At 61.8% G+C, this 23,511-nt stretch carries 19 protein-coding genes and 1 pseudogene; 14 read left to right on the top strand and 6 right to left on the bottom strand.

What is annotated here, in order from left to right:
• Positions 1-415 (bottom strand): ABC transporter permease (locus QE381_RS00005; RefSeq protein ID WP_373426877.1); only part of this gene is annotated, 415 nt, incomplete at its 3' end.
• 227 nt (positions 416-642) lie between these two features.
• On the opposite strand from QE381_RS00005, the gene QE381_RS00010 reads away from it, so the two are divergent.
• The 5 genes from QE381_RS00010 to rfbF all read left to right on the top strand — a co-directional run bounded on the left by QE381_RS00010 (position 643) and on the right by rfbF (position 6,790).
• The gene (locus QE381_RS00010; RefSeq protein ID WP_307214348.1) at positions 643-2,280 is read left to right on the top strand and encodes a glycosyltransferase; all 1,638 of its coding nucleotides are present in this window, start codon (positions 643-645) and stop codon (positions 2,278-2,280) included.
• On the top strand, positions 2,274-3,182 hold the full coding sequence (locus QE381_RS00015) for a glycosyltransferase family 2 protein (RefSeq protein ID WP_307214350.1): 909 nt from the start codon (positions 2,274-2,276) through the stop codon (positions 3,180-3,182). Before QE381_RS00010 ends, QE381_RS00015 begins: the two co-directional genes overlap by 7 nt.
• 40 nt (positions 3,183-3,222) lie before the next feature.
• Positions 3,223-5,397, top strand: coding sequence for an LGFP repeat-containing protein (locus tag QE381_RS00020; protein ID WP_307214352.1), 2,175 nt, complete (start codon positions 3,223-3,225; stop codon positions 5,395-5,397).
• Between the two features lie 43 nt (positions 5,398-5,440).
• Entirely contained in the window at positions 5,441-5,935 is a 495-nt protein-coding gene (locus QE381_RS00025; RefSeq protein WP_307214354.1) for a GtrA family protein, read from the top strand.
• A 78-nt stretch (positions 5,936-6,013) separates the two neighbouring features.
• Positions 6,014-6,790, top strand: coding sequence for a glucose-1-phosphate cytidylyltransferase (rfbF, locus tag QE381_RS00030; protein ID WP_307214356.1), 777 nt, complete (start codon positions 6,014-6,016; stop codon positions 6,788-6,790).
• A gap of 11 nt (positions 6,791-6,801) precedes the next feature.
• Here rfbF and QE381_RS00035 read toward each other — a convergent pair whose 3' ends face one another.
• A complete protein-coding gene (locus tag QE381_RS00035; RefSeq protein WP_307214358.1) occupies positions 6,802-7,758 on the bottom strand; it encodes a glycosyltransferase family 2 protein in 957 nt (318 codons plus the stop codon).
• Between the two features lie 128 nt (positions 7,759-7,886).
• Between QE381_RS00035 and QE381_RS00040 the strand changes: the two genes are divergently transcribed.
• Both QE381_RS00040 and QE381_RS00045 read left to right on the top strand, forming a co-directional pair.
• On the top strand, positions 7,887-8,750 hold the full coding sequence (locus QE381_RS00040) for a transketolase (RefSeq protein ID WP_307214360.1): 864 nt from the start codon (positions 7,887-7,889) through the stop codon (positions 8,748-8,750).
• On the top strand, positions 8,743-9,624 hold the full coding sequence (locus QE381_RS00045) for a transketolase family protein (protein WP_307214362.1): 882 nt from the start codon (positions 8,743-8,745) through the stop codon (positions 9,622-9,624). Before QE381_RS00040 ends, QE381_RS00045 begins: the two co-directional genes overlap by 8 nt.
• 199 nt (positions 9,625-9,823) lie before the next feature.
• Here QE381_RS00045 and QE381_RS00050 read toward each other — a convergent pair whose 3' ends face one another.
• Positions 9,824-10,786 (bottom strand): NAD(P)-dependent oxidoreductase, encoded by a 963-nt coding sequence (locus tag QE381_RS00050; RefSeq protein ID WP_307214363.1) that lies wholly within the window; start codon positions 10,784-10,786, stop codon positions 9,824-9,826.
• A 90-nt stretch (positions 10,787-10,876) separates the two neighbouring features.
• On the opposite strand from QE381_RS00050, the gene rfbH reads away from it, so the two are divergent.
• The 3 genes from rfbH to QE381_RS00065 all read left to right on the top strand — a co-directional run bounded on the left by rfbH (position 10,877) and on the right by QE381_RS00065 (position 14,226).
• Positions 10,877-12,178, top strand: a complete 1,302-nt coding sequence (gene rfbH, locus QE381_RS00055) for a lipopolysaccharide biosynthesis protein RfbH (protein ID WP_307214365.1) — start codon at positions 10,877-10,879, stop codon at positions 12,176-12,178.
• Positions 12,179-12,180: 2 nt separating this feature from the next.
• Complete coding sequence (gene rfbG / locus QE381_RS00060; RefSeq protein WP_307214367.1) at positions 12,181-13,218, top strand: CDP-glucose 4,6-dehydratase; 1,038 nt, start codon at positions 12,181-12,183, stop codon at positions 13,216-13,218.
• 105 nt (positions 13,219-13,323) lie between these two features.
• On the top strand, positions 13,324-14,226 hold the full coding sequence (locus tag QE381_RS00065; RefSeq protein ID WP_307214369.1) for a PDR/VanB family oxidoreductase: 903 nt from the start codon (positions 13,324-13,326) through the stop codon (positions 14,224-14,226).
• Between the two features lie 34 nt (positions 14,227-14,260).
• Here QE381_RS00065 and QE381_RS00070 read toward each other — a convergent pair whose 3' ends face one another.
• Both QE381_RS00070 and QE381_RS00075 read right to left on the bottom strand, forming a co-directional pair.
• The gene (locus QE381_RS00070; RefSeq protein ID WP_307214371.1) at positions 14,261-16,492 is read right to left on the bottom strand and encodes a hypothetical protein; all 2,232 of its coding nucleotides are present in this window, start codon (positions 16,490-16,492) and stop codon (positions 14,261-14,263) included.
• Between the two features lie 61 nt (positions 16,493-16,553).
• Positions 16,554-17,714, bottom strand: coding sequence for an acyltransferase (locus tag QE381_RS00075; RefSeq protein ID WP_307214373.1), 1,161 nt, complete (start codon positions 17,712-17,714; stop codon positions 16,554-16,556).
• Positions 17,715-17,833: 119 nt separating this feature from the next.
• Here QE381_RS00075 and glf point away from each other — a divergent pair.
• Both glf and QE381_RS00085 read left to right on the top strand, forming a co-directional pair.
• Positions 17,834-18,971, top strand: a pseudogene (gene glf, locus QE381_RS00080) (UDP-galactopyranose mutase).
• On the top strand, positions 18,971-20,989 hold the full coding sequence (locus QE381_RS00085) for a DUF6541 family protein (RefSeq protein ID WP_307214375.1): 2,019 nt from the start codon (positions 18,971-18,973) through the stop codon (positions 20,987-20,989). Before glf ends, QE381_RS00085 begins: the two are co-directional and overlap by 1 nt.
• 21 nt (positions 20,990-21,010) lie before the next feature.
• Here the strand turns inward: QE381_RS00085 and QE381_RS00090 are convergent, their stop codons facing one another.
• Positions 21,011-21,499, bottom strand: coding sequence for a nucleoside deaminase (locus tag QE381_RS00090; RefSeq protein WP_307214377.1), 489 nt, complete (start codon positions 21,497-21,499; stop codon positions 21,011-21,013).
• A gap of 176 nt (positions 21,500-21,675) precedes the next feature.
• On the opposite strand from QE381_RS00090, the gene add reads away from it, so the two are divergent.
• Positions 21,676-22,776: an adenosine deaminase gene (gene add / locus QE381_RS00095; protein WP_307214380.1), complete on the top strand. Its 1,101-nt coding sequence runs from the start codon at positions 21,676-21,678 to the stop codon at positions 22,774-22,776.
• Positions 22,773-23,492, top strand: a complete 720-nt coding sequence (locus QE381_RS00100; RefSeq protein ID WP_307214382.1) for a hypothetical protein — start codon at positions 22,773-22,775, stop codon at positions 23,490-23,492. The genes add and QE381_RS00100 overlap by 4 nt, the downstream gene beginning before the upstream one ends.
• Positions 23,493-23,511 lie beyond the last annotated feature (19 nt).

The following is a 23,511-nucleotide window of genomic DNA, read 5'->3' on the forward strand; positions in this document are numbered from 1 at the left end:
TCACGAGGATTTGGGGCAGCGTGTTCACTGCGGCAACGAGCATGCTCGCGATCGGGAACATCTCGCGTGGCAGATAGATCTTCTTGATCAATGCAGCGTTGTCCACCAGCGATCGTGTGCCGTTGGTGAAGGCCTCGCTGAAGAACCCGACGATCGTCGTTCCGGCCAACAGGTACACCGGGAAGTATTCGACCCGTCCGTTCATGCCCAGGAAAACGCCGATTGCCAGGAAGAACACGACGAACTGGACGAGGGGCTTCACGTAGGACCAGAGCCAGCCCAGTACCGAGCCGCGGTAGCGGATCTGCACCTCTTTACGAACGAGAAGCGAGAGCAGATACCGGCGCCCAAAGACGTCCCAGAGACCATGGGCCCGTCCGGGCTCGACGAGCGGGGCGGTGGGCAGATGAGTCATGAGCGTTTTTCGTTCCTGGGAGTGCCCGACGAGGACCCTTCATCCTAAGCGGACGCACTGGATACCGTACCGCCATGCGGGAGCCGTTCTGCACAGTCGTGGCTCAGGGTCCGGGCCGCCCCGATGTTAGGCTCGGCTGTCGCCCGTACCGAACCGTGAGAACTATGACTACAAGCCGCTCTGACCGTGACCACTCAAGTCTGGTTTCTGCGCCGCCCCTCTTCGAAGTGACGAGTTCGGCCAGCCCGCTCGAGACATTCTCTGCCCGTGAGACCCGGCTGCTCGAGGGAGCGCTGTCCTTTCATGCACTCACGGCACCGGGGCGCGAGTTGGACGTACATCTCTATCGTCATCACAGCGAGCTCACGCCGCGGACGACCGACGACCGCACATTCGATGGTGCGAGCAGGATCTTCAGAGACAGGATCGGCACGCTCAGGGTGAAAAGCCTCGTCCCCGCCGAGGACGTCTCCGTGAGTGGGCGTGCCAGCGGGCTCATCGAGGAACGCAATCGTCACATCATGATCTCGCCCGACTCGATCTTGGAGCTTCCCCCACGACGCTGGGTTCCCCGCGACCCGGTGCGAAAGGCGTTGCGTGCTTTCCGGACGCGCTATCCGCTTGCCTACGACCTCGCGCGAGATCTCGAGCTCCTCCGCTTTCGGCGCACGGTGAGTTCGCCCGCGCCGCGACGGGACTATGCGGCTGAGTTCGCGCCGAAAGGCGCGCACGAGTTCGATCGCATCGTTCCCGCACCGCTTCCGGCCGCCGGCGCCCCGCGAGCTGTGCTTCTCGGGTTGCACTGGCTCGAGATGGGCGGTGCCGAGCGGTGGGCGCTCGAGTGTGTACGCCTGGTCCGTGAGGCTGGCATGCTCCCGATCGTGCTCACCAACGTCGACTCGCACCATCCTTTTGTTCTTCGCCCGGAACTCGACGGCGCGCTCTTGATTCCCTTCTCCGAGCCCACGCACTATTCGCAGACCCCTGGATTCGAACAGATGCTTCGGGGACTGCTTCGGGTGTTCGACATCCGAGGGGTATCGGTTCACCACAATCAGTGGCTCTATGACCGGCTTCCATGGCTCAAGGTCTCCAGGCCCTCGCTGCCGGTGGTTGACTCCACTCATATCGTCGAGTATCGAGGCGGAGGCTATCCGCGAAGCGGCGTGGTCGCAGACCGGTATATCGACCAACACCATGTGATCTCGCCGTCGCTCGAACGTTGGTTCGTGGATACACAGCACGTGGATGCTGAGCATCTCGTGATGGCGCCTCTCCTGGAGCTCACCGTCGGGCCCGAACGTCAGCCGTGCCTGCCGCGCAAACCGGAGCAGCCATTGGCCGTCGCGTTCATCGGCCGGATGAGTCGGCAGAAGTCTCCCGAGATCTTCGTTGCGATCGCGGAGCGCGCCAAGCGCCAAGGGATTGCAGCCAGGTTCATCATGCACGGTGACGGGGAGCTCGACACATGGGTCGACGAGATGATCGAGTCACGTGGGCTGAGTGACGTGCTCGAACGTCGCCGGTCGGAAACCCCCGTAGCGGATACGCTCGACGACGCCGATGTCCTCATGGTGACCAGCCACAACGAAGGTTTGACGCTCACGACGTTGGAGGCGATCGCGCACGGAGTGCCGGTCGTTTCCTCGGACGTCGGGGCTCAACGCGATCTCGTGCCCGAAGAGGCTCTTTTTACTTCAGATCCTTACCGCGGCGTCCGTCAGGCATCTGCGCTGCTCCAGAAGATCGAGCAGGACGACGAGTGGCGCGTTCGGATCTGGGAAACGGAAGCCGCACGAGAAGATGCGCTTCGTCAGGCCCGCTCAGCAACGAACTGGTTCCGTGAGGAAGTGTCCAAATGGTGAATGTCGCCGCAGTTGTTGTCACCTTCAACCGACTTGAGAAGCTCAAGCGGGTGCTTGCCTCGATCGAAGCTCAGACCCGCCAGCCCAGTGTGCTCATCGTTATCGACAACGCGTCGACGGACGGCACGACAGATTTCCTTGCCACGTGGGAAGCGGGCGTCAACACCGAGATCGTGACGCTGCCGACGAACACGGGCGGTGCGGGAGGCTTCGCCGAGGGCATGCTGCGTGGCTACCGTCAGGGCGCCGACTTCGTCTGGATCATGGACGACGACTGCTACCCCGAGCCGGAGGCTCTCGAACGCCTCCTCGGCGGCTTCGACGCCGCGGTCGGTGAGCTGGGTCCAGACGTTCCCTTTGCGTGTTCGGTCGTGGAGTTCACTGACGGGAACATCTGCGAGATGAACAATCCTCTGCCCACATGGGACTGGGGGAGGCTCCTCGTCAAGGGACAGAACTCGGTCATGGTTACTGCCTGTTCCTTCGTCTCCGTTCTCGTGCCGCGATGGGCTATCGCGGAGTATGGCCTTCCCTATCGCGACTACTTCATCTGGTTCGACGATCGCGAGTACACGCTGCGTTTGACAAAGCGCTGCCCGGGCGTGCAGGTGCTTGACAGCACGGTGATCCACGACATGGGAGACAACAAGGGCGTCAACTTCGCGATGGTGTCGCGCGCGAACGTATGGAAGTTCGCGTACGGAGTCAGGAACGAGTCCTCGTACTTGCTTCATCACCGGGGGTTTCTCTACTACGTCGAGTTCGTTGCGCGGCTCATGGTGAGCCTTCGTCGCGGACGAGTGCCGTGGCGGTTGCGCCTCGCACTGCTGAAGCAGGCGCTCAAGGGCGTCACATTCAATCCGCCGATCGAGTTCCCCGGCGATCGAGTTTCGTTCTCATAGCGATTCGCTTGCGCTGGCGCGAGTCTGCGAGACTGAACGCATGAAGCTACGAGCGCATCTACGTGACCTCGTGACGACTGCTCTCGCGGTCATGATCCTCGTCCTCGGTATCGCTGCTCCCGCGCAGGGCTCGATTGGCGGGGATGCGCGGTCGACGAGCAGTGCCGCTTCGGTAGCTATACGACCTGCCGCTGATCTTACGCAGTTCGACCCTGGCTACATCATCAGTGATTCCACATTCTTTAATGCGTCTGCGATGACGGAGACTGGGATTCAGGCTTTCCTGGAGTCAAAGGTTTCTCGATGTAGTGGCGGTTCAACCTGCCTGAAGGACTGGCACGGACCATCACAGTCGCGCTCCGCAAACGCTATGTGTGGAGCGTTTGAAGGATCTTCTTGGGACTCGGCGGCATCCCTCATATATCGCGTTGCCCAGGCTTGTGGCATCAACCCTCAGGTTTTGCTCGTGACGATGCAGAAGGAGCAAGGTCTTGTCACCGACTCCGCACCGTCTGCCTACTCGTTCGACTTCGCGTTGGGATACAACTGTCCGGATACCACGGGGTGCACGTCTGCTGGTCTCGGATTTTCAACACAAGTGTATGGCGGCGCCTACATGTTTAAGCGTTATGCAAATCCTCCCGGAACGAGTTCATATTTTACCTGGTATGCGCCGGGAAACACGTGGAATATCCTATATAATCCCAATACTGGCTGTGGCTCGGCGCCGGTCTATGTACGTAATCAGGCGACGGCGAATCTTTATTATTACACGCCATATCAGCCCAATGCTGCTGCGCTTCGCTCGGGTTACGGTTACGGTGACGGTTGTTCAAGTTACGGAAACCGCAATTTTTTCAATTATTTCAGCGATTGGTTCGGTAGCCCCACGATCTCCGTGCAGGGAGCCATCGCGTCCACCTGGGCGGCGCAGGGAGGGTGGAGCGGTTGGATCGGCGGGCCTGTTGCGGAAATGGTCTGGTCCGACGCGAACGGCGGTGGGTGGTTTCAGCGGTTCCAGAACGCAACTATTTATGTGAAGCTGGCAGGCTCGACCGTTGTCTTGAAGTCCAGCAGCCTTATCCACGCAACCTATTCTGCGAACGGGGGCGTGGGCGGAGCGATGGGATGGCCGACGAGCGACGAGGAATGTGGTGCATATGGTTGTCGAATCGGGTTCCAGGGAGGAAACCTCGTTTGGAGTAATGAATCCCTGAAGGTTCAGTCGGTGGTCGGTGCGATCGGGGCCTACTGGCTCGATGGAGGCGGCGTCAACAACCCACTTCGAGCGCCCGAATCTCCGGAGTCGTACGTCGGGAACTCAGGAGGTGGCTGGACGCAGTCCTTCCTCGGGGGAACGGTCTACCTCAAAGCCGGCGGTGATGCTCACTGGCTCACGAATGCTTCGTCGCTGCACAGCACCTATCGTGCGGCTGGCGGAACTGCCTCTGCTCTTGGCTGGCCGGTCCAGCAGGAGACGTGTGGCTCTGTTGGCTGCGCTGTCCGGTTCGAGAAGGGCACGCTGGTTTGGGATTCGGCTGGTGGGGCGATCGAACAGGTGTCCGGCGCGGTCGAAAGTTCTTGGTACGGAGGTGGTGGGGTTAACAATGCGATCGGCGCGCCTCAGTCAACCTTGACGCAGGTCAACGGCGGATGGGAGCAGCTATTCCGCAATGGCCGCTACTACGTGCACGCGGGCGAAGATCCTGTGGTCCTGAAGATTCCGAGCGCGATACAGGACGTGTATCGCGGAATGGGGGCGACGACGAGTCGGCTGGGATGGCCGACGAGCGGCGAGATCTGTGGAGGTTACGGCTGTTTCGTGTCATTCGACAACGGTTACTTGTCATGGGATGGTAGATCCGGCGCTATCTCGTCTATTGGCGGACCGATTGCTGCATACTGGTCAACCGGCGGCGGTCTGGAGAGCGCGATCGGTGCGCCGCAGCGGGATGCGGAGGCCATTAACGCGGGCGGTGTGGGACAGTCCCAGTCGTTCTCTGCAGGAATCGTGTACTCGAGTCCTTCCGGAAAAATCGTGTTCCATAAGGCCACGAGTGCGCTTGCTGCGACCTATCGTTCTCTTGGTGGTCCCAGTAGTGAACTCGGCTGGCCCGTCAGTGAAGAGGCCTGTGGTGCAGGGAAGTGTACGCTTGCGTTCGATCGTGGGACACTCGTCTGGAACTCGAGTACAGGAGCTATTTCGCGTGGCTGACGCTCCTTTTCATCGCGATCTTCGGATCGGTCAGTCCTGAATCATGGGTAGTCGTTCAGCCCGGGGGCGTGCAGTGGTAACTTCTCTCCTCCGTGACCAGCGTCTGCGATTTCTCCTCGTCGGAGGATTTAATACAGCCTTTGGGTTTGCGGTCTTTGTCCTGGTTGATATTAGCTTGGGAAGCGCTCTGGCGGGTATGAATTCCGTGTTCGCTTCATTGGTGACTCTGCTGCTATCTCATCTTGTGGCCGCTGTGGTTGCCTTTGCTCTTTACCGTGCGCTGGTTTTCCAAGTCTCCGGACATGTGTTGATCGACTTCGTTCGATTCGAGAGCGTATACCTCATCCCTCTGTTAGTGAACGCATTTGTCCTGCCCGTGATCGTCTTGTGGGGGATGAACCGTATTCTCGCTCAAGCGATTATCCTGATTTTGATGACTTTGGTCAGCTACTTTGGGCACCGGCACTTCTCGTTCCGCCGGCCGCGCCCTGACCGCCGCGGTCGCGTACTCGACGACGCTCAGGACGCTGCACCCTAGGTCGCCGCATCCGGTGATGCTGATAGGGTGGTTTGGCCTGCACAACAGCGGGCATCCCGCTCCGATTGGTATGTATCGATGAAAGCTGTTCTCCTCGCTGGTGGTCTTGGCACGCGAATGAGGGAGGAGACTGAATTCAGGCCGAAACCTATGGTCGAAGTCGGAGGGAAGCCAGTCCTCTGGCACATCATGAAGATTCTGAGCGCTCAGGGTATTCGCGATTTCGTCGTCTGCACCGGGTATAAGAGCGAGTACATCGCGAACTATTTCGCTAATTACGGTTCGCTTAACAAGGATTTCACGGTGACGCTCGGAACCGAATCATCGATTGTCTATCACGATCACCACGAGGAACTCGACTGGAAGGTGACGGTCGCGTACACAGGAGCTGCTACGATGACGGGCGGTCGGATCAAGCGCGTTCAGAAGTACGTGGGTAGAGAACCGTTCCTGTGTACCTACGGCGATGGAATCGCTCCCGTGGACGTTCGTGCGCTACAAGATTTCCACTCCAATCACGGCAAGCTCGCGACTATGACGACGACTCGGCCTTACAGCCGCTTCGGTGTCGTGGATATCAACCGTGACGGTGACGTAGCTAGTTTCCGCGAAAAGCCGCAGAGCGATGACTGGATTAACATCGGGTATTTTATTTTTGAACCGGCGATCTTCGACTACCTTTCAAATGACGATACGGTTCTCGAGCAGGAGCCGCTCCATCGTCTCGCTGATCAGGGACAACTCTCGGCATTTCGACACGACGGGTTCTGGCAGCCGATGGACACCTATAGAGAGTCGCAGATGCTGAACGAGCTGTGGGCTACGGGAACGCCCCCATGGAAGATCTGGGATTAGCCCGCTTCGAGTCAGCAGTTGATGCGCTCTACTTCCACCATGGGCGGGGCGGGTCTGATCGTCTGATGGATGCTCACTACGTATTCTCCGATCAGGCCTAGGAAGAACAACTGCAATCCACCGAAGAAGAACATCCCGACGATGAGTGTCGGTATGCCCTGAGTAACCTCTTGGTTGCCGAACAGGAAAAGTCCGACGTTGACCACAGCGGCGATTACGCCCGCTATGGCAAGGACGATACCGAGCAGGAGTGACCATCGAATCGGCGCTCGCGCGGTAGATATCAAACCGTTGAGTCCTTGATCGATCAGGTCGGGAAGCGAGTTTCGCGAGCGCCCATGCTCACGGATACCCCACTCGTATTCGACCTTGTCCCACCGTGGATTGGTCTGAGCCACCAGACCACGGATGTAAGGATAAGAGCCGGCCACTTCATTAACGGATTGAATGATGTGGCGGCGTGCGAGGAGGAACTCACCCGCGTGCGAGGGCGGGTTCGAGCCGCCGCCTGCGCGAGCTGCCCAGTAGTAGAGCGCTCGCCCTGCGGCGAGCCACAAAGGATCCTTCCGCTTGGTCCGGACCCCATACACGACATCCACGCGGTCAGTGAGCTTCGCGACCATCTGCGGAACGACGTCCGGCGGGTCTTGGAGATCAGCCGGGATCATCGGTACGACGAGGTCCCCAGTAACGCTGCGAAGACCGTTGGCCATGTTTCGGAAAGGTCCGACATTACGAGAGTTGACGATGACTTTCACGCTCGGGTCAGCGGCCGCGATTCGTTTCAGAACGTTCACCGTTTCGTCGGTACTTGCGTTATCGCAGAAGAAGTGCTCATAGTCGTAATCTGGTAACTGCTCCGTCATCACTCTTCTGACCTCAGCGGCGCAGCGTTCGACATTTGACTCTTCGTTGTAGCACGGAGTGACGATTGAGATGCGGGGACGGGGTGGCACAGCCGTGGACACGGGTTTCTCCTGAGGTGATGCGGTCGTTCACGAGCGTACACACATCGTGTCGGTGTTGGTGCTGCCGCGAGGCGGCTTGCCGTCAGCGGGCGCCGGGAGCGTGTGTGAAGTGGGCTAGGCTCGGTCTGGTGACAGGCAGCGACACGACGATGACGACACCGAGTAACTCTTTGCCCGCGGCGGAGTTCGCTCGAGTTATCCGCAGACGCACGCTCGAGATGGTTACGCGATCAGGTTCATCGCACGTGGGTTCGGCGCTTTCGATCGCTGACATCGTCGCTGTCCTGTATGCAGAGGTGTTGAGGATCGACTCCGGAGACCCCCTGTGGGCTGAGCGTGACCGCTTCATTCTGAGCAAGGGACACGCGTGCTCGATTATCTACGCGGCGTTGGCGACGCGTGGTTTCTTCCCCGCGGAGGAGCTGGAGACTTATGCGCAGCCCGGATCCCGGCTGCTTGCTCATATCAGTCATCGCGTTCCGGGCGTCGAGTTCTCGACCGGTTCTCTTGGACATGGATTGCCATTTGGCGTGGGCAAGGCCAACGCAGCGAAGTTGTCGGCGAAAAGATGGCATACATTCGTTGTCGTGGGCGACGGCGAGATGGATGAAGGAAGTAACTGGGAGGCGCTTCTCTTTGCGTCGCACAACAAGCTTTCGAACCTGACGTTGGTGATCGATGCTAACAACCTTCAGAGCCTCACCACGGTTGAAGAGACACTCGCTCTCGAACCGCTCGGCGATAAGTTGAGGGCTTTTGGCGCTGAGGTGTTTGAAGGAGATGGGCACGACTTTGAGTTTCTCCGCTCCGTGCTCGCCGTAGATGCGTCGTCGCAGAGTTTCAACCACGGGCCCCGAGTAGTTATCGCGCGCACAGTGAAGGGCCGCGGCGTGTCGTTCATGGAGAACAGTGTTGCTTGGCACTATCGCAATCCTTCACCGGAACAGTTGCGCCTAGCGCTCAGTGAGTTGAAGGAGTCTGCCGATGCGTAACCAATTTGTAGAGTTGCTAGAGGACTGGGCACTAGAAGATCCTCGTGTCACGCTTATCGTCGGAGATCTTGGCTTCGGTGTGGTGGATGATTTCTCCAAAAAGCTGCCAGATCAGTTCATCAACGCGGGCATCGCAGAGCAGTCGATGATGACCATGGCAGCGGGCATGGCATCGGAAGGCTCTAGACCGTTTGTGTACTCAATCGCGAACTTCCCCACGTTCCGCGCGGCCGAGCAGATTCGCAATGACGTTGCGCATCACCGACTTCCGGTCACCGTTGTCGCGGTGGGCGGTGGGCTGGTTTACGGGTCGCTCGGATATTCGCATCACGCCATTCAGGACTACGCGCTTATGCGTGCTATGCCTGAAATGACCATTCTCTCGCCAGGGGATCCGCGTGAGATGTCAGCGGTGATCCGATTCCTCAAGTCGCATGCGACGCCAGCTTATCTCCGCATCGGCAGTCCGTCGACGCCTGCTGTGCACGAACGAGACGTCGATGTCGAGCCAGGACGGCTCTTACACGTTGCTGGTCCGCGCGACGCGCAGCGTACGTTGCTGACCACTGGAGCGGTTCTCAACCTCGCGAACGGTTGGCTCAAGCGACCGGAGTACAACGGCTGGGCGCTTCATTCCGTGCCGATTTGGGGAGCTGGGTATCGTGACGGCGTTCGCGAAGACCTCCAGAAGTACGCGGAGATTGTCACAGTTGAAGACCACCTACTCGACGGCGGGTTCGGATCGTGGGTCTTAGAGACTTTCGCGTCTTCAAAACATCGACCAACCGTGTCGATACGGGCATTGGATCCCCGTGTTGCGGAAGCGGTTGGCAAGGAAGATTATCTGCGCGTCATCGGAGGGCTTGAGTCGTAGGTTGGGTTTTTCTCATCGGCCTCCCGCGGTAGATCTTGTCCTGACCGACCACGGAGCGTTCTGGAGGGTTTCTGGGGGGACCGTGCTGGTCGGATACAGTGGTAGGCGGGCGTGCCTATCGAAAATTTTGAGCCAAGGGTCTGCGGCTTCGTCTTTGTAGTTTGCCCAGCCAACTCCGCCGGGCCGTGCCGTCTTATGCTCAAAGTCTCGAACCGTGGCTCGCGGCTCGCAGGCCCTGAGCCGTTTCGATGATCTGCGAGCTGAGGTCGATTGGCACGTAGTCGAACTCCGAGCAGGCGATCCGCCACTGAATCCCATCGTTGTGATATCGGTTAGCTTCGCGGGGGTCAACCGGCGGGCGTCGTATCTCCGCGCTGGGCCGAACGGCATCACGCACGGCCACGGCGAGGTCGCTCATCTCTACCAGCGGGCCGCCGCTCTCGACGATTCCCGAACGGCGGTGAACAGTTGCCATTGCTACGGCGAGGAGATCTTCTACTGCCGTGTAGCGGCGCCAGACCTCAGACGTTGCTTTGATCTCAATCACGTTTCCGTCGCGAGCCTGCAGCACCATGTCCGAGAGCGCAAACGTCCGCGGCTGCTGGACGTGGCCACCGGACACCGCCCAGGCTCGGGCCGCCACTGCGTGAATACCGCGGCGGAGAGCGGTCTCCATCAAGCTCTGCTCCGCCTCCCGCTTCAAGGCTCCATATGTATTCTCTTCGAACGGAGTCTGCAGTGCGTCTTGCGGGTACACGGCTGCGCCGCTGGATATCGTCAGCACTGACTGCACACTGGGCAGTTCGGCGGCTAAAAGCATCTGGCTTGTCAATAGTCGATTTACTCGGACGTACTCGTCAGTAGTGCGAGAACTGTTCGCGGCGAGACGGTCTTTTGTGAGGAAAGCGCAGTCAATCACGATGCTGGGCGCAAAAGCCCTAATCTCTTCGAGATTCCATATGCCGAGGGGGAACTCCCGCCCGTTGACGCTCATGATGCGTGCGGACGAAGCGATGCAGAGTAGGCGTGCAGACGTTCCTTCAAGCAGATCGACTGCGGTACGTCCGAACCATCCGCTCGCGCCCGTCACCAGAACACGGGAATCGGGTGCGATCTGTGCACTGAAGAGTGCTCGCGCCGCGTCGTTCACGGAGGAGTTCATACCGCTCATCCTCGCATACGGGCACGGTGGGCGAGCGACGGCGGAGCCCGTACAATGGGAAGTCCGCCCTCAAACGATCGGAGTCCAACAGTGGCAACGCGCGAGCACATTCTCGATGCAGTCAAAGAGTTTGCCGAGGAGAAGCTCGCCCCCCGTCCCTTCGTTCCGGGAGAGACTCCTGTGCCCGTTTCGGGTAAGGTGCTCGATTCGAACGACTACGCAGCGCTCGTAGATGCCTGTCTGGACGGTTGGCTTACCGCAGGTCGATTCCATCGAGAGTTCGAGGAGAAGCTTGCCGACTTCGTCGGTGCGAGGAGCGCGCTGTTCGTGAACAGTGGCTCCAGTGCGAATCTCGTTGCGTTGAGCGGCCTGACAAGCCCGAAGCTCGGGCGTCGTGCTCTGCAGCCTGGCGACGAAGTTCTGACGGTCGCTGCGGGATTTCCGACAACCGTCAACCCCATCATTCAGAACGGTCTTCGACCGGTGGTTGTTGATGTTGAACTAGGAACCTACGATGCCATCGCTGATCGGCTCCGCGAGGCCGTCGGACCTAAGACTCGCGCGATCATGATGGCCCACACGCTTGGAAATCCGTTTGACCTAGACGTCGTTCAGGACCTTTGCAAGGAGCATCGTCTATGGCTCGTAGAGGACTCCTGTGATGCGCTCGGGTCCACATATCGTGGTCAGCGCACAGGAAGCTTCGGCGACACCGCTACAGTGAGCTTTTACCCGGCGCATCACATCACAACGGGTGAAGGCGGCGCAGTTTTCGTGAAGTCGCCCCTGGTCCGCAAGCAGGTCGAGTCTTTCCGTGACTGGGGGAGGGACTGCTATTGCGAGACTGGGCAGGACAATACGTGCGGCAAGCGCTTTGGTTGGCAGCTCGGTGAGCTTCCCCACGGCTATGACCACAAGTACACGTATAGTCACATCGGGTACAACTTGAAAGCGACAGACATGCAGGCGGCGCTCGGTGTGTCACAGCTAGACAAGGTAGACGCATTCGTCGAAGCGCGTAAGACGAACTTCCGTTACCTCTCCGAGCGCCTTCAGGGGGTGGATGGGTTGATTCTGCCCAGAGCAACGCCGAACTCCGACCCTTCGTGGTTTGGATACCCCATCACTCTCGACCCCGCTCACCCGGCTGATCGCGAAGATCTGATGCGGTTTCTCGAGGGCCGCAAGATCGGAACGCGCCTCATCTTCGCAGGCAATCTCACCAAGCAGCCTGCATACCGAGAGGTGGATTTCCGGGTCGTCGGCGATCTGACGAATACGGACATCGTGATGAACAGATCGTTCTGGGTGGGTACGTTCCCCGGTCTGACCGAGCCGATGCTGGACTTCGTCGCAGATTCGATTATCGATTTCATGAGCAAGACGGTCTGACGATGCGGTTTCTAATCACGGGACACACAGGCTTCAAAGGAGCATGGCTTTCGCTCCTTCTCGCGAACCGTGGCCACGAGGTACACGGTGTCGCACTGGACCCGCTGCCGGGAGGCATCTTCGAAACAGCGAATGTCGCGCAGCACCTGGCATCGGATGTTCGCATTGACATACGCGATGCTTCAGCGCTCGCGGACTTAGTGGAGGGTGTCGACGCCGAAGTCGTCTTGCACCTGGCTGCGCAACCACTGGTCCGTCAGTCTTATAAAAGTCCGCGGGAAACTTTCGAGACGAACGCTCTAGGAACGCTCAACTTGCTTGAGGCTGTAAAAGGGTCTCCCAGTGCACGCGCAGTTGTGGTTGTCACGACAGATAAAGTCTACCGAAACATCGGAAAGATCGGTGGCTATGTTGAAGACGATGCATTGGGCGGAGAAGATCCATATAGTGCCTCGAAGGCTATGGCTGATATCCTCACTCATTCATGGGTGAGGAGCTTCCCTGGGGTTCCTACTGCTGTTGTCCGCGGCGGGAACGTTATCGGCGGCGGCGATGTGAGTAAGGATCGTCTGCTGGTGGATCTTGTTCGTGGATTCATTTCCCACTCTCCAGTGAGTATTCGGTTTCCCGGTGCGGTTCGTCCCTGGCAGCATGTACTCGATTGTTTGAGTGGCTACCTCACAGTCGCTGCTGCGTTGCTCGACGGGAAGGGCTCGGGGGCATGGAATTTCGGTCCGGACCCTGAGAGTTTTCAGTCCGTCCGCGAGATCGCTGACGCTGCGGTCTCCTGGTGGGGCAATGGCGCCGCATGGATTGATGACAGCGGTGAGCATCCACACGAAGCCGCGCTTCTCACGCTGGATTCGACAAAAGCGCGGACGGAACTCGGTTGGGTCAACAGGTTGTCGTTTCCCAGAAGTCTTGAATGGGCGCTGGAATGGGAGAAAGCCGTCGCGCAGGGCTCAGATCCGCGGGATGTTACTAATGGTCAGATCGGCCGCTTCTTGGCAGCGAAAGCTCCGTGGCAGCACGCTTTTTGAACGCGAGGTGCTAAGCGCACTGAGGAGGGAGTGATTAGTTTGCCCGATCGTTCAGAGGTAGTCAGGACTGTGCGGGTTGTGGGCCGCAGGACATTGACATCGAGAGTGATAGAACTCGAGATGGAGCCGCTGCCTGGTGATGTTCTTCCGTCATGGGAGCCTGGAGCACACATAGATGTTCGACTAGGCGACGATATGGTGCGCCAGTACTCTCTTGTTCCGTCTCCCTCGGGCAGGAAAGATACCTGGACGGTTGCGGTGCTTGTGGAGCAAGAAGGGCGCGGGGGATCTCTCTTGATCGAGAGTGATCTCCACATCGGTGACAGCGTCATGACTTCGGGCCCCCGCAACCATTTTTCTTTCGTGGAGGCCGAATCATATCTTTTCATTGCCGGTGGAATTGGTATTACACCTTTGATTGCGATGTGTCTTGCAGCTGAGGTTTCTGGTTCGAGATGGCGACTCGTCTACCTTGGTCACGAGCGTGAGTCTATGGCTTATCTGGAGGCTCTCGAACAGGAGTTCCCGGGAAAGGTGGAAGTTTACGCGTCTTCAGAGGGGCGCAGGCTAGACGTGTATTCTGCCGTTGCGGAAGGAGAGCCGAACCAGCACGTCTACTGTTGCGGTCCGGAACGGTTGATGTCCGCTGTGGAGAACGCGATGGAGTCGATGGAACGATTGCCGTTTGTTCATATCGAGCACTTCCACCCTCGTGATGTTGAAACTTCAGAGAACACGGAGTTCGTTGTTCACGCGGTCGCATCAGATGTGGAGTTTGTTGTCCCGATTGATGAAAGTATCTTGATGGCTGCGGACTTCGAAGGGGTCATTGTTCCGGGAGACTGCTTGGAAGGAACGTGCGGTTCGTGTGAGACTCGCGTCCTCTCCGGCGCCGTGGAACACCGAGACTCCATCCTCAGCACGGAGGCTAGGCGATCTTCCCGGACGATGATGATCTGCGTGTCTCGCGCTCGGCCGGGTTGTAAGCGACTAGAGCTGGACTTATGATCGTGACCTTTGGCGGCGCGCCGGGACCCTTCCGTTAGTTTCGAGCCACCCGACTGAAGTCGCGTCGTCGTCGCCATACGAATGCAAGCAACACGGATGCCAGCGGCAGGACGGCCGTTACGACCAGCGCCCCCGTTATCACATGTTCTCCGGGGAGATGATAACTGAGTGTGACGTCGCGTCCGACATCGGCAGAGCCTACCTCGACGCCAAGTAGGTAGCCGTCAATGGAGAGAACTTTCGCCCCATTAGATGCCTGGAAGCCAGGCCATTGCATGCGGCAGAATGCCACCCGACCGCTGCCCTCGGAAACTGCGTCGACGTGAATGGTAACGCTGTCGGAAGTTGAACTGACAAGTGTGGAACTCACGCCGCCCGATTGCCAGGTAATTCCGCCTTCATCACACGTCGCCCGAGAATCACGAACCCAAGTTTCGGTGTACACGCCACGTGTCTCGACATGCCAGCCCGTGGGAGTCTGCTGGTCTCCGAGCGTGGGCAGCAACTGATTCCGTTGCGATGCGACGTCGGCGGTGACGATCACGGAGTTGATCCCGAGCTGATCCACCAATAACTGACCGGTGGTGGGCTGCGCGGAGAAGAGGCTAGTCAGGAATGTGGGGCACGTTTGGCCGAGAAAGTCGATGCAGAAGGTATCGCTGTAACCTCTGCGTCCTAGCGAGCTGTAGAGGTTCTGTACTCCGGCGTTTGACAGCAGCCATGAGTTTCCTAGGAGCAGCTCTCTCGTATAGCCAGGTGTTTCGTCGTTCCCGTTGCGCAGCGTCCCGACAACGACAGAGGGAGCGATCGCGGCGCTCTGGACGTTCTGAAAGTCCGCTCGCGCGCTAGGGAGCGAGAAGTCGTACACCGGTGCGCTCGGAAAGACCGCGTGCTGAGCGAACGCGACCAGGGCGCAGCCGAATACGAGAGCACTCGTAAGGAACTGACGACGGAGACGTATAGTGATGACGGCGCATGCGCATGCGATGGACGCAGAACCCAAGCCCAGGACAAGCGCGTCTGTTCGTGATGGTGCGTTGCTGAACGTGGCGAATCCGCCCCAGGCAAGAATTGCGACGATGATCCATAGTCGGCTGCGCGTGAGGCGCCATCCGGATTCATCAGCAACTGAGAAGCCGACAGCGAGCAGTACCGCAACCGTGAGTGACAGCAACGGGTAGTACCGAAAGGGCATGCGCGTTGGCCCTATGAGCGTCGGACCAAGCAACAGAAGCGCGGTGATTACGGCCACGATGGCGAGCGAGGTCAGCTGAGCACGAGATCCCCAAACCCGTCGCCAGGGTAAGAGGGCGGCGAGAGCGAGCATCCAGGACACGTACGCGAATGGAACCGGAGCAACTGCTCCCCAGGACCAAGTCATCTCTGGAAATGCAGTCGGGAACTGCCCGAGCGCGAAGGTCCCGAGACTTCCTCCCATGAGTTCGTCGTTCCCGACACCCGAAGAATCGCGGAAGGTCACCGAACTGCTCAGCATCCCGGGGAGGAAGACGGCTAGGGCGAACAACGCCGTTGCGGCACCAGCGATAAGAATCTGGGTGACATTTCTCCATCGCCGACTGAGAACCTCGGTAATGCAGACTGCGGCAAACAAAACTGCCGCCATTATGACGCTCTGCGCGAAGCCTAGGCCAACGACCAGCATGCCAAATACACACGCAGGTATGGCGGTGAATCTGTCAATTCGCCGGAGGGACCAGCCGAGGAATGCGAGCAGTGCAAGAGTGATGAGAAGAACGGTCCATGACGGCGCATCCATGTAGCTCGTCACGCCGTTCAAGGGCGCAGCTACTCCTCCAACCAACGCCCACCTGCGCCTTGTTACGAAGGTAAGAGTCAAGAGGTACGCTCCCACGGTCGCAGCCATGAGCCATCCGATCTTGACAGCCGTTGCCAAGACCCCGAGATTGGCCGAGTGGGCAGCCGCCGCTGAGATGGCAAGAAGGATGGGACTCCACAGACCGTGCTGTGCATCGAGTGCGTGGTTACCAGCCAACCATGCGCCGGGATTGAGCCAGCCCAAGGTTCCGTCCAGCAATTTCGCGCCGATGTCGTTCCACAGGCCCACCGAGTAGGTTTGAGTGTCGTCGACGTAGTAAAATCGGTGATTGAACAACAGGGGGATCAGTGAAATAATTCCCCCCAGAACTGCCGCCAACGGCCAGCCTGGCATGAGCGCGGCAAGCTTTTTGCCGCGCTCTACGCGCGAACCTGTGTGCATGGAAGCCGCCGTCGCGGAAGTAGTCATGGCTGCAGAACTCCGGATGTGGTGCTGAGGTGGGTAGACACGGCAGTCTTTCTCCCTGAGTCTATGGGTGGGGCAGAGCGCTCCGGTGAAAAGACGGTCTGCTTCGTAGGGCCTTCCTTGCGGGCTCCTCTACGAATCGCCATAGAGCGTATCCCGTCAGCACGACGAGAACGGGCAGGAGCAGGAAGCCAATCTTCGCGCCGGTCGTTCCAGGTGCCAGCCACGCTACCGTTCCCTGAAGCAGCCAGAATGGCTCGATAATTGGCATGTGTACCAGATACACGCTGTAGGAAACTGTACCGCCGATCACAAAAGGTCGGGCTGAGAAGATGCGGGACGAAGGGCCCCGGTCCAATGCCAGCGTAACGATGATGGTGGGCAGTAAAGCGATTGCCGTAAATCCCCACACGTGAACCCCGGCTCTGTGGGCGGCTACAAGGATAGCGAGGAATAGCAGGGTCACCAGCGGAAAAGCCCATCTCGCTGCGCGCTGCGCGGCCTGCTGGTTTCGAAGACGCTCGTAGAAGAAGAACATGACGTACCCGGCCACGAAGCAGCAGCCGATCCTGAGCACCCACGTCCATGGCTCGTAGAGCGATCCACGAACGATCGTGGAGAGGATGAGGGGGACTGTTGTCGCGGTGGCCAGTACGGGCAGCGCGTATGTTGGGATGTGATCGACCCAACGCAGGACGACGAGCGTAAAAAGTGGAAACACGAGGTAAGCCAGTACCTCCGCGGAAACCGTCCACGCTGGGCCGTTCCATGTGAGCCGGTCCGAGTCCGGCTCGTTCCACTGGACGATCATCAGTAGTTGCCGCACGAACGAACCCAGCGAGAAATCTCGCGGTGCGACAGGATCAGAGATGTGGCTGATCGAAAGAGCAGCGTGCCATGCAGACACAACGACTAATACCGTCGCGTAAGCGGGCCATAGCCGGATAAACCTCGCCCACCAGAAATTGAGGGTGGACGACCACTGCCAGGCTCGCGAGAGTCGACGTCCGTACGCTAGTGCGAGGACGAAGCCGCTGAGCACGAAGAAGAGCTCGACGCCCAGTTCGCCATAGTCCACCACCGGAGCGACGTATCGGTATGCTTCGAACTCGGTAGCAAGGTTTCCGCGTATGTGAAAGAGCACAACCCACAGCGCCGCGATGATTCGGATACCGGTCAGCGCGTCGAGTTTTGCGGGCGATTCGTCACGAAGAGTTTCGGACACTAGAAGAGTGTACGGGACGTCACTGTTCGGGCGCTGGAAGCGCCAACCATGTGTCGAGTCGCCGACTACGCTTGTGGCGGCGATCGGTCCGAACGGCCGTCGCGGGAGAGGTGTTCACGATGGATCTGTTGGTAGTCGGCTCCGGTTTTTTCGGTCTCACGATCGCGGAGCGTGCGGCCGAGTCCGGTCGGAAGGTGACGGTCATCGATCGTCGTCATCACATCGGTGGGAATGCGTACAGCGAGGCCGAGCCGGTGACCGGGATAGAGGTGCACCGGTACGGGGCGCACCTGTTCCACACGTCGAACGCGACGGTGTGGGAGTACGTGAACCGGTTCACGGCCTTCACGAGCTACGTCCACCGGGTGTACACGAACCACAAGGGCGTCGTGTTCCCGCTGCCGATCAACCTGGGCACGATCAATCAGTTCTTCCAGGCGGCGTACACGCCGGATGAGGCGCGGGCGTTGATCACGGAGCTTGCGGGGGAGTTCGATCCGAAGCGGGCGCAGAACCTGGAGGAGCGGGCGATCGGGCTGATCGGGCGGCCGCTGTACGAGGCATTCATCCGCGACTACACCGCGAAGCAGTGGCAGACGGATCCGACGGAGCTGCCGGCGGAGATCATCAGCCGCCTCCCCGTGCGGTACACCTACGACAACCGGTACTTCAACGACACGTGGGAAGGCCTGCCCGTCGACGGGTACACGGCATGGCTGGAGCGCATGGCGGATCACCCGAACATCGAGGTGAAGCTGTCCACGGACTTCTTCGATGAGACGCAGCGCGCTGAACAAGAAAGCGACGGTCGGTCAGCTGCCGATCGTCTACACCGGTCCGGTGGACCGCTACTTCGACTACGCGGAGGGCGAGCTGGGCTGGCGGACGCTGGACTTCGAGGAAGAAGTTCTGGATGTCTCCGACTTCCAGGGGACGAGCGTCATGAACTACGCCGACGCCGACGTCCCCTACACCCGCATCCACGAGTTCAAGCACTTCCACCCCGAGCGTTCGGACCGGTACCCGCGGGAGAAGACCGTGATCATGCGGGAGTACTCGCGGTTCGCAGAGCGTGGTGACGAGCCCTACTATCCGGTCAACACCCCCACTGACCGGGCGGGCGTGCTCGCCTATCGCGAGCTCGCCCAGGGCGAGAAGGACGTCCACTTCGGCGGCCGGCTGGGCACGTACCAGTACCTCGACATGCACATGGCGATCGGCTCCGCCCTCTCCATGTGGAACAACAGCCTGGCCTGATGCTCGCCGCTTGGGCGGGGGCACTCCCGGCGATTCTCGTCGCGCTCCTGGTGCTGTGGATCCCGGGATTGATCGTCACGGCATCCCTCCGACTCGGTGTCATCCCTCGGACCGCCCTTGCAGGCGCCACCAGCGTCACGCTCATCGGCGTCGCCGGCGTCCTCTTCGGCCTGCTTCGGCTCCCGTTCTCGATCTGGCAGCCCCTCCTGCTGGCTGTCATCGGGGGAGCGGCTGTCTGGCTGCTGCGTCGTCGCCTCGGACGCATGCCGGTGCAGAGAGCGGGTCTTCACGCGGGGTGGCTCGTGCTCGCCTGGGTCGCCGCATCCGTCACGATCGCCGTCGTCGCCTTCGCGGCCGTGCCGAGCCCTGAGCGGATCAGCCAGACCTACGACAACGTCTTCCACCTCTCCGCGATCTCGCACATCCTGCAGACGGGGGATGCGTCCTCGCTCACCCTGCGGACGCTCATCGAGACGACGCGCTCATGGTCGTTCTACCCGTCGGGCTGGCACTCGACAGTCGCGCTGACCGCGCAGCTGTCCGGCGTCTCGGTCCCGGTCGCCGTCAACGCGACGTGGATCGCGGCGTGCGCGGCGCTGTGGCTGCCGGGAGTTGCCTGGCTCTCCCAGGTCCTCGTGCGGGGTTTCGATCGCCACCTCGTCGCCCTCGTGGCGCTGCCGCTGGGCGTCGCCTTCGGGGCGATGCCCTACGGGCTGCTCACCTGGGGCACGCTGTATCCGACCTTCTTCGCGACCGCGCTCGTGCCTGCGGCGCTCGCGGCGCCGCTCGCGATCTGGCTGCCCCGGCGGCGCCGGGAAGGCTCCGGGTACTCGATGCTCGCGGGCGTCGCCGCGACGATCGTCGTGTTGGCCGCGGTCGGCTTCGGGCAGCCTCGTGTGCTCGTCACCTGGGCGGTCGTCCTCCTCCCGTTCGCGATCGCCGAGACCGTGCGCGCCTACCGGTGGGCGCGGACTGCCGGGGGGCGCTCGCGTGTCGTCGCGGGGCGCGCGCTCGTGGTCGGCATCGTGCTCCTGATCCTCGCGGCCGCTGGTGCCTTCGCCTACCTCGTCTTCCGACTCGGGCTGTTCGAGCGACCGCTCGACGATCGACTGGGAGGCCCCCAGGCGAAAGCCACGCAGTCCGTGGCCGCGGGGCTCTGGCAGGTGGTCTCGCAGTCCTGGCCCCTCGGTCTCGACGGCGTGGTGACCTTCCCTGCGATCCTGCTCGCGGCCGCTGTGCTCGTCGGCGTCGTGATCGCCGCTCGCACACGCGGGATGCGCTGGCTCCTCGTGGCCTATGCGGTCTTCGCCGTGCTGTTCGCGCTCGCCGCCGGCTCCGACGACGTCTTCTCCAAGCTCGCGACCGCGCTCTGGTACAAGGACCGCTACCGGCTGAGCTCGGCGCTCCCTATCGTCGCGGTGCCGCTCGCGACGCTCGGCATCGTCACCTGCGTCGGGTGGATGGTGCGCGGACGACGTGTCTTGACCGCGGTCTCCGCGGCGCTCACCGTCCTCATCGCAGGCACGGCGGCGATCGGTCTCGCCGCAGGCGGAGTGACCTCATCCGTCGCGTTCGTGTTCCGCATGCCCGATCGTGGAGCGACGTCCGAGGTCGTCTCGCGCGCGCAGATCGACTTCATGCGCGACGTCGTGGCGCAGACCGTGCCGGCGGATCAGCGACTGCTCGGCGATCCCTGGGACGGCTCGGCGCTCTCGCGCGAGTACGCAGGACGGCAACCGGTGTTCCCCCACGTCAACGGACAGTGGGACCCCGACCGTGCGCTCATCGCCTGGCACTTGCAGGACATCGGCACGGATCCGGCCGTCTGCCGCGCCCTCGACGCGCTCCGCGTGCGGTACGTGCTGTACCATCCCCACGAGTTCGGGGGAGGGGACCCCTCCGGCAACCACTTCATCGGCGTGCACACCGCGGTCAAGGACGGGCTCTTCACAGAGGTCGCGACCGACGGCGACTCGACCCTCTACCGCATCGACCAGTGCGGGCCGCTGCCGGGCTGACGAGTCACTCCCTGGCCGGCGCTACACCCAGAATCCGATGTGCGGCGCGGCCGCCTCGTCCTCCATGACGGGGCCCGTGACCGCGATGTCGCGCTGGCCGCGGGCGAACACCTCGCGGCACGCGAACGAGAACGTCGGGTTCTCCGGGTGGGCGCCCGTCAGCTCCAGCAGCCGTTCCTCCGACAGGGCGTAGACGACCCGGTCGATGCCGCCCCAGTAGGCGGCGCCGGAGCACATCACGCACGGCTCCGCGCTCGTGTAGAGCGTGGAGCCCGGCATCCCCTCCGGTCCGAGGCTCCGGAACGCCGCCGCGACCACACGCAGCTCCGCGTGCTGGGTCGGGTCGCCGTCCGGCGGCAGGGAGTTGTTCCCGAGCGCCGAGACGACGCGGCCGTCGGCGTCCGTCACGAGCGCGCCGAAGGGATGAGCGCCGGCGGCACGGGTCTCCTCGGCGATCCGGATGCAGTCGCGCAGCCGGTCGCGGTCGATCTCGGAGAGTTCCTCAGGCACGGCAGCTCCTCGCTGTTGTGGACAAGTTCACTCCAGCGTAGGTCGTATCTGCGACGGAAATACGACGAATCATTACGTCATCGTTACGACTCGCGAACAAGTTGCGCTGCACTTGTTCACAAGTGCCCGTGCGGCGGTAGCGTCATGCCGTCACCCGCACCACCGGAAAGGTCCCCATGCCGCACCCCACCGCCGCCGCCCTCGCGCGCGTCGACGAGGACGCCGTCCGCGCCCTGCCCAAGGCCGAGGTGCACGTGCACCTCGAAGGGGCGTTCTCGCTCCTCGACCTCCTGCGGCTCGCGAAGCAGAACGGCGTCGCCCTGCCGGGCCCCGCCCTCACGATCTTCGACGTCTCGACGCACGACGGCTTCGCCCGTCCGGAGGTCACGACCGGCGGCGTGGCCCACGGCGCCGGAGCGGCCGGGCTCAGCGGCTTCCTGCGGTTCCTCGACTGGCAGTGCTCACTCGTGCGCACCCGCCAGCAGGCCGCCGACGTCGCCTACGCCTTCGCCGCCCGCCAGACCGGCTCGGGTGTGCGCTACAGCGATGTCATCGTCAACCCCACCCACTGGAGCCTCTGGCGAGGCCGAGAGCTCGAGCTCCTCGACGCGTTCGCCGGCGGCTTCGACGAGGCCGAGCAGGACGGCCTCTGCCGGGTCGGCATCGCCTACTCCCTGCTCCGCGGCCAGAGCGCCGCCGAGGCGGAGGACGCTGTCGCGGCGCTGGCCTCCGCGCGCCCTCGTCGCGTCGTCGCACTGTCGATCGACGGCGACGAGAAGACCGTCGGCCGTACCGGCGAGAAGTTCCACGACGCCTTCCGCACGGCCGCGGCGGCCGGGCTCCACCGCACGGTCCACGCGGGGGAGTCGAGCGGGCCGGAAGGCGTGTGGGACGCGATCGAGATGCTCGGCGCCGAGCGGATCGACCACGGCGTGCGGGCCATCGAGGACCCGGCCCTCATCCGCCGCCTCGTCGACGAAGGCATCTCGCTGGGCGTCTGCCCCCGCTCGAACGTCTCGCTGGGCATCTACCCGGACTGGCGCTCGCACCCGCTGCCGCTCCTGCTGGACGCGGGCGTGGCCGTCACCCTCAACACGGATGACCCGGCCCCGCTCGGCACGGCCCTCGAGCGCGACTGGGCGGTCGCCGCCGAGCAGTTCGGCTTCGACCTGCACGACATGGCCGGCTTCGCGCGCCGCTCGATCGACGCCTCCTTCGCAGACGACGACCTCAAGCGCGACCTGCGCGCCGAGCTCGAGGAGACGATCGGACGATGACCCGGCGACGGCACGCACGAGGGCGCGCGGCGATCATCGCCGCGGCCGTCGGCGTGCTCGTCGTCGTGGGCGCCACCGCCGCATCCGCCCTGGCCCGGCCGTCCGTCGACCCGTCGCCGGCCGCACCGGTCTCCGCCGCGCCCGCCGCGGCTGCGACCGTGCCTCTCGCACCGCTCGTCGCCGCGTGGCCGGACGCCTACACGGTCACCGGCACGAAGGCCGAGCCGCTCTACACCGAGCGCATCACCGCCACGCGCTCCGGTGAGCGCTTCGCCGTGCGGATCGAGGCGATCGGACAGGGGGATGCGGCCATGGGCACCCAGGTGAGCGTCGTCTCCGTCTCGAGCGGCGCCGTCACGTGGCGGACCGGCTGCACCAAGAGCCCCGCGGAGTGCGACGCCGATCCCGCCCTGCGCGGGTTCCTGGCGACCGCCGCCGTCACGGCCCTCGCCCAGAGCGGACGGCTGCCGGCCACCGGCACCGCACGCGTCCTCCACGGCGCGCCCGTCGTCTGCATCGAGGATGCGGCCCTCCACCCGGACGCCGCGCCCGCTGTGGTCGAGCTCGACCCCTGCGTCGATCCGGCGACCGGCGCCGTCCTCGGCCACTGGTCGCCGGACAGCCGTGCCTTCGTCGGCCCGACGCTCGCCGCCGGCTTCCGGGTCACGACCGCTCCCGACCTCGGCCTCCTTCCCGCTCCACCGTCCGTTCCCTGACAATCCCTTCCCGACAACG

This window comes from Microbacterium sp. SORGH_AS_0888 (genome assembly GCF_030818905.1).
Lineage (GTDB): Bacteria > Actinomycetota > Actinomycetes > Actinomycetales > Microbacteriaceae > Microbacterium.